The organism is Mycobacterium sp. NGS26 (assembly GCF_059813025.1).
In genome coordinates, this window is the sequence record NZ_JCALDU010000001.1 from 511,013 (window position 1) to 526,123 (window position 15,111).

At 64.9% G+C, this 15,111-nt stretch carries 17 protein-coding genes and 1 tRNA gene; all 18 read left to right on the top strand.

The genetic code is table 11. From position 1 onward, the window contains the following. The first annotated feature begins 9 nt into the window (after nt 1-9). The 18 genes from AC5Y6X_RS02385 to AC5Y6X_RS02470 all read left to right on the top strand — a co-directional run bounded on the left by AC5Y6X_RS02385 (nt 10) and on the right by AC5Y6X_RS02470 (nt 15,101). The gene (locus tag AC5Y6X_RS02385) at nt 10-1,086 is read left to right on the top strand and encodes an NAD(P)H-dependent amine dehydrogenase family protein (protein WP_499984141.1); all 1,077 of its coding nucleotides are present in this window, start codon (nt 10-12) and stop codon (nt 1,084-1,086) included. 57 nt (nt 1,087-1,143) lie between these two features. Next, nucleotides 1,144-2,385: an Nramp family divalent metal transporter gene (locus AC5Y6X_RS02390; RefSeq protein WP_420715823.1), complete on the top strand. Its 1,242-nt coding sequence runs from the start codon at nt 1,144-1,146 to the stop codon at nt 2,383-2,385. 103 nt (nt 2,386-2,488) lie between these two features. Beyond that, nucleotides 2,489-3,127, top strand: a complete 639-nt coding sequence (locus AC5Y6X_RS02395; protein ID WP_499984143.1) for a hypothetical protein — start codon at nt 2,489-2,491, stop codon at nt 3,125-3,127. Between the two features lie 137 nt (nt 3,128-3,264). Further along, on the top strand, nt 3,265-4,332 hold the full coding sequence (locus tag AC5Y6X_RS02400; protein ID WP_499984145.1) for a poly-gamma-glutamate hydrolase family protein: 1,068 nt from the start codon (nt 3,265-3,267) through the stop codon (nt 4,330-4,332). Nucleotides 4,333-4,354: 22 nt separating this feature from the next. Continuing rightward, the gene (locus AC5Y6X_RS02405) at nt 4,355-5,179 is read left to right on the top strand and encodes an LLM class F420-dependent oxidoreductase (protein ID WP_499984148.1); all 825 of its coding nucleotides are present in this window, start codon (nt 4,355-4,357) and stop codon (nt 5,177-5,179) included. Between the two features lie 47 nt (nt 5,180-5,226). Then, on the top strand, nt 5,227-5,460 hold the full coding sequence (locus AC5Y6X_RS02410; protein ID WP_499984150.1) for an antitoxin: 234 nt from the start codon (nt 5,227-5,229) through the stop codon (nt 5,458-5,460). Nucleotides 5,461-5,467: 7 nt separating this feature from the next. Next, a complete protein-coding gene (locus tag AC5Y6X_RS02415) occupies nt 5,468-5,905 on the top strand; it encodes a type II toxin-antitoxin system VapC family toxin (RefSeq protein WP_499984153.1) in 438 nt (145 codons plus the stop codon). Between the two features lie 100 nt (nt 5,906-6,005). Further along, nucleotides 6,006-6,254: a type II toxin-antitoxin system Phd/YefM family antitoxin gene (locus AC5Y6X_RS02420; RefSeq protein ID WP_499984156.1), complete on the top strand. Its 249-nt coding sequence runs from the start codon at nt 6,006-6,008 to the stop codon at nt 6,252-6,254. A gap of 1 nt (nt 6,255) precedes the next feature. After that, the gene (locus AC5Y6X_RS02425; protein ID WP_499984158.1) at nt 6,256-6,651 is read left to right on the top strand and encodes a type II toxin-antitoxin system VapC family toxin; all 396 of its coding nucleotides are present in this window, start codon (nt 6,256-6,258) and stop codon (nt 6,649-6,651) included. Between the two features lie 654 nt (nt 6,652-7,305). Next, nucleotides 7,306-7,839: a helix-turn-helix domain-containing protein gene (locus tag AC5Y6X_RS02430; RefSeq protein ID WP_499984161.1), complete on the top strand. Its 534-nt coding sequence runs from the start codon at nt 7,306-7,308 to the stop codon at nt 7,837-7,839. Nucleotide 7,840: 1 nt separating this feature from the next. Beyond that, the gene (locus AC5Y6X_RS02435) at nt 7,841-8,221 is read left to right on the top strand and encodes a HepT-like ribonuclease domain-containing protein (RefSeq protein WP_499984165.1); all 381 of its coding nucleotides are present in this window, start codon (nt 7,841-7,843) and stop codon (nt 8,219-8,221) included. Nucleotides 8,222-8,570: 349 nt separating this feature from the next. Beyond that, a tRNA-Arg gene (locus tag AC5Y6X_RS02440) sits at nt 8,571-8,643 on the top strand. 305 nt (nt 8,644-8,948) lie between these two features. Further along, nucleotides 8,949-9,467, top strand: a complete 519-nt coding sequence (locus AC5Y6X_RS02445) for a helix-turn-helix domain-containing protein (protein WP_499984167.1) — start codon at nt 8,949-8,951, stop codon at nt 9,465-9,467. Beyond that, a complete protein-coding gene (locus AC5Y6X_RS02450; protein WP_499984169.1) occupies nt 9,467-10,045 on the top strand; it encodes a DUF6036 family nucleotidyltransferase in 579 nt (192 codons plus the stop codon). The genes AC5Y6X_RS02445 and AC5Y6X_RS02450 overlap by 1 nt, the downstream gene beginning before the upstream one ends. Before the next feature lie 182 nt (nt 10,046-10,227). Continuing rightward, nucleotides 10,228-12,090, top strand: a complete 1,863-nt coding sequence (locus AC5Y6X_RS02455) for a molybdopterin-dependent oxidoreductase (protein ID WP_499984170.1) — start codon at nt 10,228-10,230, stop codon at nt 12,088-12,090. A 117-nt stretch (nt 12,091-12,207) separates the two neighbouring features. Next, nucleotides 12,208-12,576, top strand: coding sequence for an AraC family ligand binding domain-containing protein (locus tag AC5Y6X_RS02460; protein WP_499984171.1), 369 nt, complete (start codon nt 12,208-12,210; stop codon nt 12,574-12,576). 63 nt (nt 12,577-12,639) lie between these two features. Next, a complete protein-coding gene (gene ctaD, locus AC5Y6X_RS02465; protein ID WP_499984173.1) occupies nt 12,640-14,355 on the top strand; it encodes an aa3-type cytochrome oxidase subunit I in 1,716 nt (571 codons plus the stop codon). After that, complete coding sequence (locus AC5Y6X_RS02470) at nt 14,352-15,101, top strand: succinate dehydrogenase/fumarate reductase iron-sulfur subunit (RefSeq protein WP_499984174.1); 750 nt, start codon at nt 14,352-14,354, stop codon at nt 15,099-15,101. Before ctaD ends, AC5Y6X_RS02470 begins: the two co-directional genes overlap by 4 nt. Nucleotides 15,102-15,111: the final 10 nt, after the last annotated feature.

Here is a 15,111-nt window from a genome sequence, read left to right on the forward strand (position 1 = left end):
GAGCCCCTGATGGCCATACCCGTCGTTCAACTCGGCACCGGCAACGTCGGTATCCACGCGCTGCGTGCGCTCATCACCAACCCCGAGTTCGAACTGACCGGCGTCTGGGTCTCATCGGAGGCCAAGGCGGGCAAGGACGCGGCCGAGCTTGCCGGACTTGAGGATTCGACCGGCGTGCGGGCCAGCACCGACCTTGACGCAGTGCTCGCCACCGGGCCGCGATGCGCGGTTTACAACGCGCTGGCCGACAACCGGCTGGCCGAGGCGCTGGAGGACTACCGGCGCGTTTTGGCCGCCGGGATCAACATCGTCGGCAGCGGCCCGGTCTTCCTGCAATACCCGTGGCAGGTGATACCCGAGGAGCTCGTCTCACCGCTGGAAGATGCTGCACGCGAGGGCAATTCGAGCCTTTATGTCAACGGGATCGACCCCGGGTTCGCCAACGACCTGCTGCCGCTGGCGTTGGCCGGCACCTGCCAGAGCATCCAGCAGATCCGGTGCATGGAGATCGTCGATTACGCCACCTATAACAGCGCCACCGTCATGTTCGACGTGATGGGATTCGGAAAGCCGCTCGACGAGATTCCCATGCTGCTGCAGACCGGCGTGCTGAGCATGGCGTGGGGATCGGTGGTTCGCCAACTCGCTGCGGGCCTTGGCATTTCGCTCGACGAGGTCGCCGAGGTGTACGTCCGCGAGCCGGCGCCGGAGGACTTCGACATCGCGTCGGGCCACATTCCCAAGGGCAGTGCCGCGGCGCTGCGCTTCGAGGTGTTCGGGATGGTCAACGGCGACCCCGTCGTCGTACTGGAACACGTCACCCGCTTGCGGGAGGACCTGTGTCCCGATTGGCCGCAACCGGCCCAGCGCGGCGGTTCGTACCGCATCGAGGTCACCGGCGAGCCCTCCTACGCGATGGACATCTGCCTGAGCAGCCGCAACGGCGATCACAACCACGCCGGGCTGGTCGCCACCGCGATGCGGGTGGTCAACGCGATCCCCGCCGTGGTGGCCGCACCGCCGGGCATCGTGACGACGCTCGACCTGCCGCTGATCACCGGCCGGGGACTCTACGTCCCGGGGTAGCCCGCGATTAGCTGCGCGGCAATGCGTTCGTTAACCTCACTTTCCTATCGGTAATGGATCGAGGTCGATACGTTGGCGCAAGGCACCCAGGCCTCGCTAAAGACGAGCTGGTATCTGCTCGGGCCGGCGTTCGTCGCCGCCATCGCCTACGTCGATCCCGGAAACGTCGCAGCCAACGTCAGCTCCGGCACGCAATTCGGCTACCTCCTGCTGTGGGTCATCGTCGCCGCCAACGTGATGGCCGGCCTGGTGCAGTATTTGTCGGCGAAACTCGGGCTGGTGACCGGACGCTCGCTGCCCGAGGCGATCGGCACGCGGATGAGCCGTCCGCTCCGGCTGACCTTTTGGGCGCAGGCCGAAATCGTGGCGATGGCAACCGATGTGGCCGAGGTGATCGGCGGGGCCATCGCCCTGCGGATCCTGTTCGGTTTGCCGCTGCCGGTCGGTGGGATCATCACCGGAGTCATTTCGCTGCTGCTGCTGACGATCAGGGACCGTCGCGGGCAGCTGCTTTTCGAACGCGTCATCACCGGCCTGCTGCTCATCATCGCCGTCGGGTTCGCGGCCAGCTTCTTCGTCGCCACCCCGCCGCCCGAAGCCGTCATCGGCGGATTGGTGCCCCGCTTCCGCGGCACCGAGAGCGTGCTGCTGGCCGCCGCGATCCTGGGGGCCACCGTGATGCCGCACGCGGTGTACCTGCACTCGGGTCTGGCCCTGGACCGGCACGGGCATCCCGAAGAGGGCCATCGCCGACGCTGGCTGCTTCGCGTCACCCGGGTGGACGTCGTGCTGGCCATGGCGGTCGCCGGGACGGTCAACGCGGCGATGCTGCTGGTGGCCGCGATCAACCTGGAGGGCCGCGAGACGCGCGGATCCATCGAGGGCGCCTACGCCGCGGTGCACGCCACCTTGGGGACGACGATCGCCGTGCTGTTCGCGATCGGACTGCTCGCGTCCGGGTTGGCCTCGGCGTCGGTGGGCGCCTACGCCGGCGCCATGATCATGCAGGGCTTGCTGCACCGCTCGATCCCGATGCTGGTGCGTCGGCTCGTCACGCTGTGCCCGGCGGTGGCGATCCTGGCGTTCGGTGTCGACCCGACGCGCACGCTGGTGCTCTCTCAGGTCGTGCTGTCGTTCGGCATCCCGTTCGCGGTGCTTCCGCTGATCAGGTTGACCAGCAACCGCAAACTAATGGGCACCGACGCCAACCACCCCGTCACAACGGCCATCGGCTGGGCGGTCGGAACAATGATCAGCGTGCTCAACATCGCGCTGATCTGGATGACCGTGACCGGTTAACCCAAATCGTCGTCAAAAAACTGTCCGGCTCACCTGCGGTGCCTCCTCCTACCTATGAAGCGACCCAGCCCCGGGGCCGCGACCCACCACCGAGGAGCACCCCATGACAACCACGCACGACTTCGATCGGACGGAGTTCGCCCCGCGCGGCGAGGAACCCACCTCGGTGTACGCGTGGGCGTCGAGCCCGCTCGGCGAGCCAGGCGATTCGCTCGCACACCTTCCGTACGAGCAGGAGCTTCCGCCCGGGCCGGTTGCCCCCGAGGCCGGGCCGAGGTCCATCAACAAGGCGATCGTTACCGCCGGCGTGATCGGCCTGATCGGCGCGGGCGCCGCGCTCGGCATCGCCCTGTTGGGAAGCTCGTCGCACCCGCGGCAGGTGGCCGTCGCGTCGGGCGCCAGCCCGATGGCGGCCGACGCTCCCACATCGGCTCCCCCGGCGCCGGTGGTCGCCGTGCCCGACACCCCGGCCCCCGCCCCCGTGGTCGCCATGCCGGCGCCCGCCGCGGTGGTCGCTCCCGCGCCCGAAAGCCCGCCGCTCCCACCCGGCCCGGCCGCCCTGCCCCGGGCCGTGCCCCCGCACCCGGTCGTCGCCAACCCGCCGCCGCCCGTCTGGGTGCCGCCTCACCCGCCGCAGCAACCATGGCAGTGGCAGCCGTCGCCGCCGAAGCAACCACCGCCCCCGCCGCCGCCTTGGCTGTGCCTGCCCCCACACCACTTTGTGCAGGGCGTCTGCAAGTGAGCTCCCGTCACCCAGTGACCCGTGCGTAGCGGGCGGATCGCCGGGTGCGGCAGTATGGGGAGGGTCGTCGGCCGTGGAGAGGCTCGCGGGAGTTCAGGTTGGTTCAAGATCTCGGCACCCAGACGGTGACTGGCTAGATGCTGGCCCGTCCTCGGCATTCCTACTTCGCATACGGGTCCAACCTGTGCGTCAACCAGATGGCGCTGCGCTGTCCGGACGCCGCCGATCCGCGACCGGCGGTCCTGTCCGACCACGACTGGCTGATCAACCAGCGCGGCGTGGCCACCGTCGAGCCGTTGGCCGGTAACCAGGTGCACGGGGTGCTCTGGCAGATCTCCGATCACGATCTTGCCGCCTTGGACAGCGCCGAGGGTGTGCCGGTGCGCTACCGGCGGGACCGGCTGACCGTGATGACCAACGACGGACCCGCGCCGGCCTGGGTCTACATCGATCACCGGGTGACCCCGGGTCCGCCGCGGCCGGGCTACCTGCCGCGGATCATCGACGGCGCTGTGCACCATGGGCTTCCGCAACGCTGGATCGACTTCCTGCACCGCTGGGATCCCGCGCGCTGGCCCCGCCCGGCGTCCGCGAGATCGCGCTCCGGGCCTGGGCCACAATCACTTTCGGCGTTGCTGGACGAGCCGGGGGTGTCCGAGTCCAGCCGGCTGCGGTCGCGGTTCGGTTTCCTCGCCATTCATGGCGGCGGCCTGGAGCAGATGACGGACATCATCGCCGAACGCGCCGCCGAGGCCGCCGACGCGTCGGTGTACGTGGTGCGCCATCCCGACCATTACCCGCATCACCTGCCGTCGGTCCTGTTTCACCCCGGTGAGTCGACGCGGCTGGCGGAGTTTCTCGACCACGTCGATGTCGCGGTCTCGCTGCACGGCTATGGCCGCATCGGGCGCGGCACGCAACTGCTGGCCGGCGGCCGCAATCGCGCGCTGGCCGCCCACCTGGCCCGCCACATCCGCCTGACCGGCTATCAGGTCGTCACCAACCTCGACGACATCCCGCACGAATTGCGAGGCCTGCATCCGGACAACCCGGTCAACCGAGTGCGCGACGGCGGAACGCAATTGGAGCTGTCCGTTCGCGCCAGGGGTCTCAGCCCGCGCAGCCCGCTGCCCGGGCCGGACGGCTTGTCGCCCGTCACCGCCGCGTTGGTGCAGGGTTTGGCAGCCGCGGCGCGCGCCTGGTAATCGTCAGCTGGTTGAACGGAGGTTGTTGGTGGCCAAGGATTTTCGCTTCTCGATGAGCATGCGCTTCTTCAAGTCCCGCGAGAGGTTGGTGGAGAAGGCGAAGCGAGCCGAGGACTTCGGGTACGACATTCTTTGCGTGCCAGACCATCTCGGCGCGGCGGCACCGTGCCCGACGCTGACCGCCGTCGCGATGGTGACCACACGGATGCGGCTCAGCATGTATGTGCTCAACGCCGCCTTCTACAAGCCGGCCCTGCTCAGTAGGGACCTCCAGGCGCTCGAGGTGCTCAGCGACGGCCGCCTCGAGATCGGCCTGGGCACCGGCTATGTGCGCGAAGAGTTCGAGGCCGCCGAGTTGCCCTACCCCAGCGCCGGGGCCCGGGTCGACTACCTCCAGCACATGACGACCTACCTGAAGGAGCACCACCCGAGCTCGCCGATCCTGATCGCCGGCAACGGTGATCGGGTGCTGACCCTGGCCGCCCGCCACGCCGACATCATCGGGCTGACCGGCGCCCGGGTGCGAGACGTCGAGGACCCGCTGGCCGAACGCGTCGAGTTTGTCCGCAACGCCGCGGGCGATCGGTTCGACGCGCTGGAGCTGAACATGGTGATCACGGCGATGCCGCGCGAGGGCGAGACCGCCCCCGACTTGAGGATGACCCGCCAATACGCGCCGGATCTGTCCGACGAGCAGCTGCTGTCCATGCCGTCGGTACTCAGCGGGTCACCGCGCGAGATGGCCGACACGCTGTCCGGGCTCCGCGAAAAGTACGGGCTGAGCTCCTTCACCGTGCAGGACAACAACCTCGACGCGTTCGCGAAGGTCATCGCGGAGCTGCGGTGACGTCTGCCGTGTTTGATGTGATTTAGATGTAGATGTAGATTTGATGGGTGATACGGACGCAGGTGCAGCTCCCCGATGAGCTTTACCGCGACGCCAAACGCGTCGCCAGCGAGCACGAAATGACGCTTGCCGAGGTCGTTCGTCGCGGGCTCGAACACATGGTGCGGATTTACCCGAGGCGCGACGTCGTGTCCGCCGTTTGGCACCCACCGACCCCGCGTCGCCTCGGTCCGTTTCGCGCGTCCGAAGAATCGTGGCGCGAGCTGGCCAACGAGTCGTAAGTCGCGCGTGCTCTCGATCGATACGAACGTCCTGCTGTATGCCCAGAATCAGGATTGCCCCGAACATGACGACGCCGCCGCGTTCCTCGTCGAGTGCGCCGGCCGGACTGATGTGGCGGTCTCCGAGCTCGTGCTGATGGAGCTGTATCAATTGCTCCGCAACCCCGCCGTAGTGACCCGACCGCTCGACGGTCCCGAGGCCGCGGAGGTCTGTCAGGCGTTCCGTCGTAACCGGCGGTGGGCGCTGATCGAGAACGCCCCAGTGATGAACGAGGTGTGGGCGTTGGCGGCCACACCCGGGATTGCTCGGCGGCGTTTGTTCGATGCCCGGCTGGCGCTGACATTGCGCCACCACGGTGTCGACGAGTTTGCCACTCGAAATATCAACGACTTCAACGACTTCGGCTTCTCGCGCGTGTGGGATCCGATAACGTCGGACCGCTGAGCGCGCGCCACCCGTTGCCGACCAAACCCGCCCAGCCGCCGCACCGTCGTCCCGCACGGGTGCTGTAGCAATCTGTAGCGTTGTTTGCTACAGTTGTGCCATGGCAAGGACTATCGCGCAGCGCGATCTCCGCAATGACAACGCCAAGGTGATCGACGCGGTAACCGCTGGCGAGACGTTCGTTGTGACGCGTAATGGCGAACCGGTGGCCGAACTTCGGCCGATACGGTTCGTTCGCCGCACGTTCATCACTCGCGACGAAGTCGCGACGCTGGCCGACGCAGCGGTGCGCATTGATCATCGTCAGTTCCGCGCCGACCTCGACCGATTGATTGACCAGAGTCTCTGAGGTGACATCCGGACTTCTGGATACGTCGGTCGTCATCGACTGGCATGATCCGGCAGTCGTTGCAGCGTTGCCGGACGAAATGGCGATTTCGGCGATTACAGCCGCCGAGCTGGCCGCCGGTCCGCTGCTGGCCACGACGCCGATCGAGGCGGCCAAGCGCCAAGCCCGGCTCCAGGAGGTGGAATCGAGGCTGGAGCCCATCCCGTTCGACGGGGCCGCCGTGCGAAGCTACGGGCTCATCGTCGCCGCGGTGGTACGCGAAGGACGAAAGCCGCGAAGTAGATTGGCCGATCTGCTGATCGCTGCGACCGCGCACGCCAACCATCTGAATCTCTACAGCCGAAACGTCGAGGACTTCTCGGGGCTTGAGAAACTGATCCGCGTCGTCGCGGTGTGACAACCGGCATCCCACACTTGACCTTCGCACGCGCCGGCCCACAATGGTTCGCGCGAAACCGCGAATGTGGCAGCAACGCGCTCGACTGCACCGACTACGACTGCCGGACAACCGATTTCACCTAACGCACCGACTACCGCTATGTGGCGATTCGCCTGGGGCAGCAACGCAATAAGCGGCCCGCCGGCACCGCCGACTTCAATCGTGAGCAACCCAACTTCCCGCGACACGACGAGACCCGCCCCCGCCGGCCACACCGAGCAGCGACATCGTGTTTGATGTTGCGGTCCCCGCTACACTTACACGCGCAGCACCCACGACCAGCCAGACCGCCGGGAACTGCGCCGAGACGTGCAGAACACCAGCGAAACCACCGCCGTTCCGACCGGCTAGGTATTAGTCAGTATTCGAAGGCATCGCGGCCCCGGGCCCCTGGCCCTCACGCCCTCGGGGACCTGACGAAAACTCTTCGGTGCCTGGTCGCGGGTGGGCTCGGCGGGTTGAGAACGTGATCGCGTGAGTTTGGGAACGCGGCGGAGTGCCGAATCATGGGCGGCAACTGACGCCAGGAATTGTCCGTTCGTGCTTACCGGGCTAAGCGCAGATGGACGCATGCTCCGAGACCTCTGATAGTGAATCCGCTATCATGAAACCATGTCAGGGACCAGTGACCAATCGCCGAGCGGGACCGCGGCTGCACTCGTGCGCGAAGCCCGCCAGCGGCGGGACATGTCGCAGCGCGATCTCGCACGAGCCGCCGGCGTGCCGCAGTCAACCGTGGCGAACGTTGAGTCCAATAGGCAGCAGCCCTCTGTTGCAATGCTCGAGCGCCTGCTCGATGCGGCTGGGTTTCGGCTCGAACAACGGCTAGTCAACACGGTGCGACCCGGTGAGCTGCTCGAGCGCCACCGCGATGGGGTAGCGCGCCTCCTCGCCCGCTATCCCATCGCCCGAGCCTGGGTCTTCGGTTCCGTGGCGCGAGGCGATGACCGCCCCGACTCCGACCTCGACCTCTTGATCGAGCTGACGCCCAACGCGTCCTTCGCTGATTACGTCGGACTCGGCGATGACCTCGCCGCGCTCCTGGGATGCCCAGTCGACGTCATCACTACCAGGGAACTGCGGTCCAATGACCTGTTGCGGCGTCGGGTGAACCGTTATCGACGGCGGCTGGAAGTGGCCGCCTGAAATGGACGATCGCGCGGCCGAACAGCTGCTCTACATCGACGCGACACTGGCCGAGATGAATCAGCTGGCGACCCGTGGCCGACCGGCATACGACTCCGACATCGCAGTCGCCCGCGCGTGCCAGTACAACATCATCCGGCTCGCGGCCGACCTCGAACGGCTCGGCGAAGAATGGATCACGGCCCACCCCGGCATCCCCTGGCGCCTCATCAAAGGCATGCGCAACCGCATCGCCCACAACTACTGGACCGTCGACGACGACACCGTCTGGGCGGTCGTCGACCAGCACGCCCGAGACCTACGCACAGTCCTCGCCGACGAGATCGAGATCGCCCGCACGCTACTCAACACACAGGACGACGACGAATCCACACCAGGCTGACCCGCCGAACACCCTTGACGGCGGCCGCATGATCGCCTACACCGCGGTCCGCCAGCTGACCGTGATGCTCGGATTCGCCTTGGGCCGCAATGCAATAGCGGCCTACCTACACCGACGACGACACCCCGAAGAGCGAGCCGCCTAACGGCCACCCCGACGAGGCTCACCCGCGCCGACCACGCACGCCTAAGCGCCGCGTGGCTTTTGTCGTGCCCGCTACACTCACACCCGCCGCACCTCGACGACCACGGAAGCGCCGGGATCGGCACCAGGACGTCCAGAACACGGTCGAGAACCATTCACAGCCTCGAGCGGCTAGGTTTTAGTCAGGTATTCAAAGACGTCCCCCGCCCTCGTAGCTCAGGGGATAGAGCACGGCTCTCCTAAAGCCGGTGTCGCAGGTTCGAATCCTGCCGGGGGCACTAGTGTTTTTGCGCAGCTCAGAGATGGTTTTCAGATGTCTGCCGACTGGCCTCGGCTGGTTCTGGTCGGTGCTGTGGTCGGTGATTGGTTGGCATCAGATGGCGCAGCCTGGCCCGCGATAGCCAATCTCGCGGCATCACCGCCGATGAGCGGGCGAGCGTCTTTCATCAACAGCTTCAGTGCAGCGGACCGGCCGGAGACGCCCAAGACTAGGAGCGGGCGTAGAACGCGCGGGCCTCATCATGCGGCACCCGCACAAAAGCGGCCCGCCGCCTGCCTATAGTAGGAAATGCTATAATCGGGCATGAGCGGTCGAAGTGACGTCTTGCGGACGGTGATGCACGAAACAGGCACCACCCAGTCCGAGTTGTCTCGGCTCAGCGGTGTGCACCAGCCGAGCATCAGCCAGTTCCTCTCCGACAAGGTTGAACTCAGCGATGAACAGCTCGACCGACTGCTGTCCTGCATGGGGTATCGACTCGAAATCACCCGCCAAGCAGTCACTCCCGACCTCACGCGATCAGAACGCCGCTCGTGGAAACTGCACCGCGAGCTGGCCAGACACCTGACACGGTCGACCCTCACACAATGGCAACCCACGATCGAGCGCAACCTGCGACGATTACGGTCCGGCGTCACCGGCCAGCCGCACATGAGAAACCTCGACCGGTGGGAATCGCTCGTGGGACACGGCGACGTGCCCGGCCTTCATCGCGTCTTTACCGGACTCGGCCGCGATTGCATCGAGATGCGCGAAGTCTCACCGATGGGTGGGCTGCTCCCCGATGAGGAGCGCATCCGCGTTCTGCGCACGGTGCGCTGATGCGGCGCGACCAGCTCGAGCACGCTATCCGAACTGCCTGCCAAATCGCCGGCCTGACCGAAGTGATCATCGTCGGCTCCCAAGCGATCCTCGGCACCTACACCGAAGATCAGCTGCCCTTCTACGCCACCAGATCGGTGGAAATCGACGTTATACCGATCGCCGACAACACAGGTGAAATCGCCTGTCTCGCAGACGAAATCGAAGGAGCAGCGGGCGAATTGTCCCCATTTGAACAGCTTCACGCCTTCAGCATCGACGCCGTAGACCTCCAGACCTCGGCACTGCCCGATGGATGGCGCGATCGACTGGTCAAAGTCCAGAACGAGAACACCGCCGCCCCCTCCGGCGAACCGCAATTCATCGGATGGTGCCTCGACAGGGAAGACCTTTGTGTCGCGAAACTGTGCGCCCTGCGAGAGACGGACCAGAACTTCGTCGACGCACTAATCACTGCTGACCTTGTTGACCCGCAAGTGATCGCAACCCGCCTCGCGACCGTACCCGACCCCTATCGGCGAGCCTCCCAACGCGCAGCCGGATGGCTCACCGCAGAAAGAGCTTTGAGTAGCTCGTGAAGCCGCAGACGGCCGCGACCGTGGCCGCTCCGACGCGTCTACCTTGGGGAACTCGCCGTCGGTGCTGCGGCGATCTCTGTGGGCTCAACGACGTCTGCAGGCGCTGCAGTTTCGCGATCACCTACGCCATGGCGTAATGTTTACACAAGGGGGCTTGTACAAACTAGAAAACGTGAGCCCCGATGGTCGACAGCAAACCCGACGTACAGCAAGCCCAGGGCAAGAGTCGCGGCACTGACAGACAGGTCGATGTGCCGGGAACCGCCGTAGGCACTGCGTTGCATCACCGCGAAAACCTCAAGCCAAACAACGACGGATACCAGGCCGCAGACTATCGCTCCGAGCTACACCTGGCAGAGGACATCGTCAACCCCGAGACCTGGGCCGGCGGAATCGAAGACAGGCGGGCGATCGCGCCGCGACTGCGGGTCGGCCACGACAAGTGGTTCAACCTGCTATGGCTGATTCCCATTGGGTTCGTGCTGCTCGTCACCGGGGTGGCAGTTGGCAAAACCCTGTACAACATGCCGGCCGTACACGCATTCATTCAGCAATATCCCGGCACCCACGTGCCGTCCGGAGTCAGCCCCGGCGTCCCCGCCTGGGTGAGCTGGACCCACTTTTTCAATCTGTTCCTGATGACGTTCATCATCCGCTCGGGGCTCCAAATCCTCGTCGACCATCCGCGGCTCTATTTCAGCCGCAACGCCACCCCGGGCAGGGACGAGTGGCTGCGCGTGACTGGGCCGGTGCCAGACGATCCGATGTATACGGCCAAGGACGATTCGGTCGGGCTGCCCCGTCAGTTCGGATTGCCGGGGATTCGGCATTCCATAGGGCTGGCTCGATGGTGGCACCTGGGTGTCGACGTCTTGTGGCTCCTCAACGGCGCGGTCTTCTACGCACTGCTGTTCACCACCGGCCAGTGGCGCCACATCGTCCCGACGAGTTGGGACGTCTTCCCCAACGCGGGATCCGTGGCAATCCAGTACCTGTCCCTGAACTGGCCGACCGACCACACCTGGGTGGCCTACAACGCGCTGCAGCTGCTGTCCTACTTCACCACCGTCTTCATCGCCGCGCCCCTCGCCGTCATCAGCGGGCTGGGTATGTCGCCCGCGCTGTCGATGCGTCTCACGGTGTTCAGTAAGCGGTTCAACATCCAGGCCGCGCGATCGCTGCATTTCCTGGTGATGGTGTATTTCGTGTTCTTCATCGTCGTCCACGTCACGATGGTCTTCACGACCGAGGCTGCGCGAAACCTCAACCACATGTTCGCCACCCGCGACGACGACAGCTGGGTGGGTTTGGCGATCTTCGCCGCTGCAATGGTGGTGGTGGCCATCGGTTGGGTGGCCGCCACCCCGTTCACCTTTCGTCATCCCCGCATGGTGCAACGGGTCGGCTACGCGCTCATCGGACCGCTGCAGCGACTGTTCGAGTACGCCAACCCGAAGCCGGGCGCGTTCACCGAAAAGGACATCTCGCCCTACTTCTGGCTCAACGGCACCTACCCGGAGACCGTCGAGTACAAGGAGCTCGAGAAGAACGACTTCGTGGATTGGCGGCTGCGGGTCTACGGTCTGGTCGAACACCCGACCGAATTCTCGCTTTCCGACCTGCACGACCTGCCGTACCACGAGCAGATCACCCAGCATTTCTGCATCCAGGGCTGGTCGGGTGTCGCCAAGTGGGGCGGTGTGTCGATGCAGACGATCATGGACATCGTCAAACCGCTGCCCGCGGCCAAGTGGGTGGTGTTCTACTCGCTGGGCCCCGGTCCCGACGGCGGGATCTACTATGTCGCACACCCGATCGAGCAGATGAGCCACCATCTGACCATGCTGGCCTACGACATGAACGGCGAACCGCTGAGCTACGGCCACGGGGCACCACTGCGTCTGCGCAACGAACTGCAGCACGGCTTCCGGCATGTGAAGTGGCTCAAGGGCATTGAGTTCGTCGCGCACTACTCCGAGCTCGGCAGCGGCTACGGCGGCTACAACGAGGACCACGAATTCTTCGGGCGCCACCAAACCATCTGATGCGTGCCGACCGACCGCGGCCGATGGAGGAGCACACGAACGTCTTCCCAAACCCCGCGACGGTGCATTAGAGTTTACACAATTAGTATTGTAAAAACTGGGGAGGGGCGAAACCCCATGGCCGACAACCAGCTCGACAAACTCTCCGCGGCCCCACTGCCGCGGGTTCCGACGGACGATGTCACGGATTCGGGTGTACCCGGAGTGGAGTGGAAGCTGGACTCGAACGTGGTCGCGCTGGCACCCGACGACAGAATCGATGCGCCCACCGGCACCGACGTCGACGTCTTGATCCACGTGCTGTCCGGTAGCGGCCGGCTGGTCACCGAGCAGGGCGTAATCGAACTGGCCCCCGGCTCCTTCGCGTGGCTACCGCGACGGTCGCAACTGCAGTTCACCGCCGGTCCGAACGGACTGCGCTATCTGGCCGTTCACCAAAGGCGTGAAATCTTGCCCATCACACCCTCTGCGCGCTACGCCGTCTGATGGCCGAAGTGTTGTGCGGAGGTGGAAGGCGGCCGATCTAACGCACCCGCAGTAGGAGGCTTGATGGCGACGGAAACGGTCCAGCGAGAATTGGTGGCGCACCGCCCCTTTCCCGCCCGGCTGGCGCCCAGGGGCAACCTGATCTACAAGCTGATAACAACGACCGACCACAAGCTGATCGGCGTCATGTACATGGTCGCCTGCTTCACATTCTTTTTCATCGGCGGCTTGCTGGCGTTGCTGATGCGCGCCGAACTCGCCGCCCCCGGGTTGCAGTTCCTGTCGAACGAGCAGTACAACCAGCTGTTCACCATGCACGGCACGATCATGCTGCTGTTCTACGCCACACCGATCGTGTTCGGGTTTGCAAACCTGGTGCTGCCGTTGCAGATCGGCGCGCCCGACGTGGCATTCCCCCGGCTCAACGCGCTGTCATTTTGGTTGTTCGTATTCGGCGCGCTGATCGCCATCGCCGGGTTCATCACCCCGGGCGGGGCCGCCGATTTCGGATGGACCGCCTACACGCCGCTGTCCGACGCCGTGCACAGCGCGGGCGTCGGCGCTGATCTCTGGGTCCTGGGATTGATCGTCGCCGGTTTGGGCACCATCCTGGGCGCGGTCAACATGATCACCACGGTGGTCTGCATGCGCGCGCCCGGTATGACGATGTTCCGGATGCCGATCTTCACCTGGAACATCCTGATTACCAGCATCATGGTGCTGATGGTCTTTCCGCTGCTGACCGCGGCCTTGTTCGGACTGGCCGCCGACCGGCACCTGGGCGCACACATTTATGACGCGGCCAACGGCGGGCCAATCCTGTGGCAGCACCTGTTCTGGTTCTTCGGCCACCCCGAGGTTTACATCGTCGCCTTGCCGTTCTTCGGCATCATCACCGAAGTCATCCCGGTGTTTTCCCGCAAACCGGTCTTCGGCTACACCACGATGGTCTACGCGACCATGACCATCGCCGGCCTGTCGACGGCCGTGTGGGCGCACCACATGTTCGCCACCGGAGCCGTTCTCCTGCCGTTTTTTTCGTTCATGAGCTACCTGATCGCAGTTCCGACCGGGATCAAGTTCTTCAATTGGATCGGCACGATGTGGAAGGGCCAATTGACCTTTGAGACGCCCATGCTGTTCTCGGTCGGCTTCGCGGTGACCTTCTTGATGGGTGGCCTCTCCGGTGTGCTGCTGGCCAGCCCGCCGCTGAACTTCCACGTCACCAACACCTATTTCGTGGTCGCGCACTTCCACTACGTGCTGTTCGGCACCATCGTGTTCTCTACCTTCGCCGGAGTCTACTTCTGGTTCCCGAAGATGACCGGCCGGCTGCTCGACGAGCGACTGGGCAAGCTGCACTTTTGGCTGACCCTGATCGGTTTTCACACAACCTTTTTGGTGCAGCACTGGCTGGGCAATAAGGGTATGCCTCGCCGGTATGCCGACTACCTGCCCACGGACGGCTTTCAGCAGCCGAACATTGTGTCCACCATCGGGGCGATAATTCTGGGCGCGTCGATGCTGCCGTTCATCTGGAATGTGTTCAAGAGTTGGCGCTACGGCGAACCGGTCACCGTCGACGACCCATGGGGATTCGGCAACTCGCTGGAGTGGGCAACCAGCTGCCCGCCGCCGCAGCACAACTTCACCGAACTGCCCCGCATCCGCTCCGAGCCGCCCGCCTTCGAACTGCACTACCCAAGCATGATCGAACGGATGCGTAACGAGCAGCACATCGGGCGCACCGTCATCGCCCAGAATGGAGAGGCCAAGTGACATACACCGCGAGCATGCGAGTGTGGCGTGGCGACCGCGACGGCGGCGCCCTGCACGACTTCACCGTCCAGGTCAACGAGGGCGAGGTCGTGCTCGACGTCATCCATCGCTTGCAGGCCACCGAGGTCCCGGATCTGGCGGTGCGCTGGAACTGCAAAGCGGGCAAATGCGGATCCTGCTCGGTGGAGATCAACGGCCATCCGAAGCTGATGTGCATGACCCGCATGTCGACCTTCGGCGAAAGCGAGGTCGTCAGCGTCATGCCGATGCGAACATTCCCGGTGATCCGCGACTTGGTCACCGACGTCGCGTTCAACTACGAGAAGGCGCGCGAGATCCCGTCCTTCACACCGCCAAGAGGGCTACAGCCGGGGGAATACCGGATGACGCAAGTCGATGTCACGCGCTCGCAGGAGTTCCGCAAGTGTATCGAATGTTTCCTGTGCCAAGACGTTTGCCACGTGATCCGGGACCACGAAGCCAACAAGAAGGCCTACGCCGGACCTCGGTTCTTCATCCGCCTCGCCGAGCTGGAGATGCATCCACTTGACACCGCAGATCGGCGAGACCTCGCCCAGGACCAGGCAGGCCTGGGCTTGTGCAACATCACCAAGTGCTGCACCGAGGTCTGCCCGGAAAACATCAAGATCACCGATAACGCCATCATCCCGCTGAAGGAACGCGTTGCCGGCCGCAGGTACGACCCGGTGGTCTGGCTGGGACGCAAGCTCTTCCGCCGGCGATGACTGATGGCCG

Coding starts and splice junctions, on each gene's coding strand:
- AC5Y6X_RS02455 (WP_499984170.1), top strand. CDS start 10,228: ATGGTCGACAGCAAACCCGACGTACAGCAAGCCCAGGGCAAGAGTCGC.
- AC5Y6X_RS02385 (WP_499984141.1), top strand. CDS start 10: ATGGCCATACCCGTCGTTCAACTCGGCACCGGCAACGTCGGTATCCAC.
- ctaD (WP_499984173.1), top strand. CDS start 12,640: ATGGCGACGGAAACGGTCCAGCGAGAATTGGTGGCGCACCGCCCCTTT.
- AC5Y6X_RS02400 (WP_499984145.1), top strand. CDS start 3,265: ATGCTGGCCCGTCCTCGGCATTCCTACTTCGCATACGGGTCCAACCTG.
- AC5Y6X_RS02430 (WP_499984161.1), top strand. CDS start 7,306: ATGTCAGGGACCAGTGACCAATCGCCGAGCGGGACCGCGGCTGCACTC.
- AC5Y6X_RS02420 (WP_499984156.1), top strand. CDS start 6,006: ATGGCAAGGACTATCGCGCAGCGCGATCTCCGCAATGACAACGCCAAG.
- AC5Y6X_RS02395 (WP_499984143.1), top strand. CDS start 2,489: ATGACAACCACGCACGACTTCGATCGGACGGAGTTCGCCCCGCGCGGC.
- AC5Y6X_RS02435 (WP_499984165.1), top strand. CDS start 7,841: ATGGACGATCGCGCGGCCGAACAGCTGCTCTACATCGACGCGACACTG.
- AC5Y6X_RS02445 (WP_499984167.1), top strand. CDS start 8,949: ATGAGCGGTCGAAGTGACGTCTTGCGGACGGTGATGCACGAAACAGGC.
- AC5Y6X_RS02460 (WP_499984171.1), top strand. CDS start 12,208: ATGGCCGACAACCAGCTCGACAAACTCTCCGCGGCCCCACTGCCGCGG.
- AC5Y6X_RS02450 (WP_499984169.1), top strand. CDS start 9,467: ATGCGGCGCGACCAGCTCGAGCACGCTATCCGAACTGCCTGCCAAATC.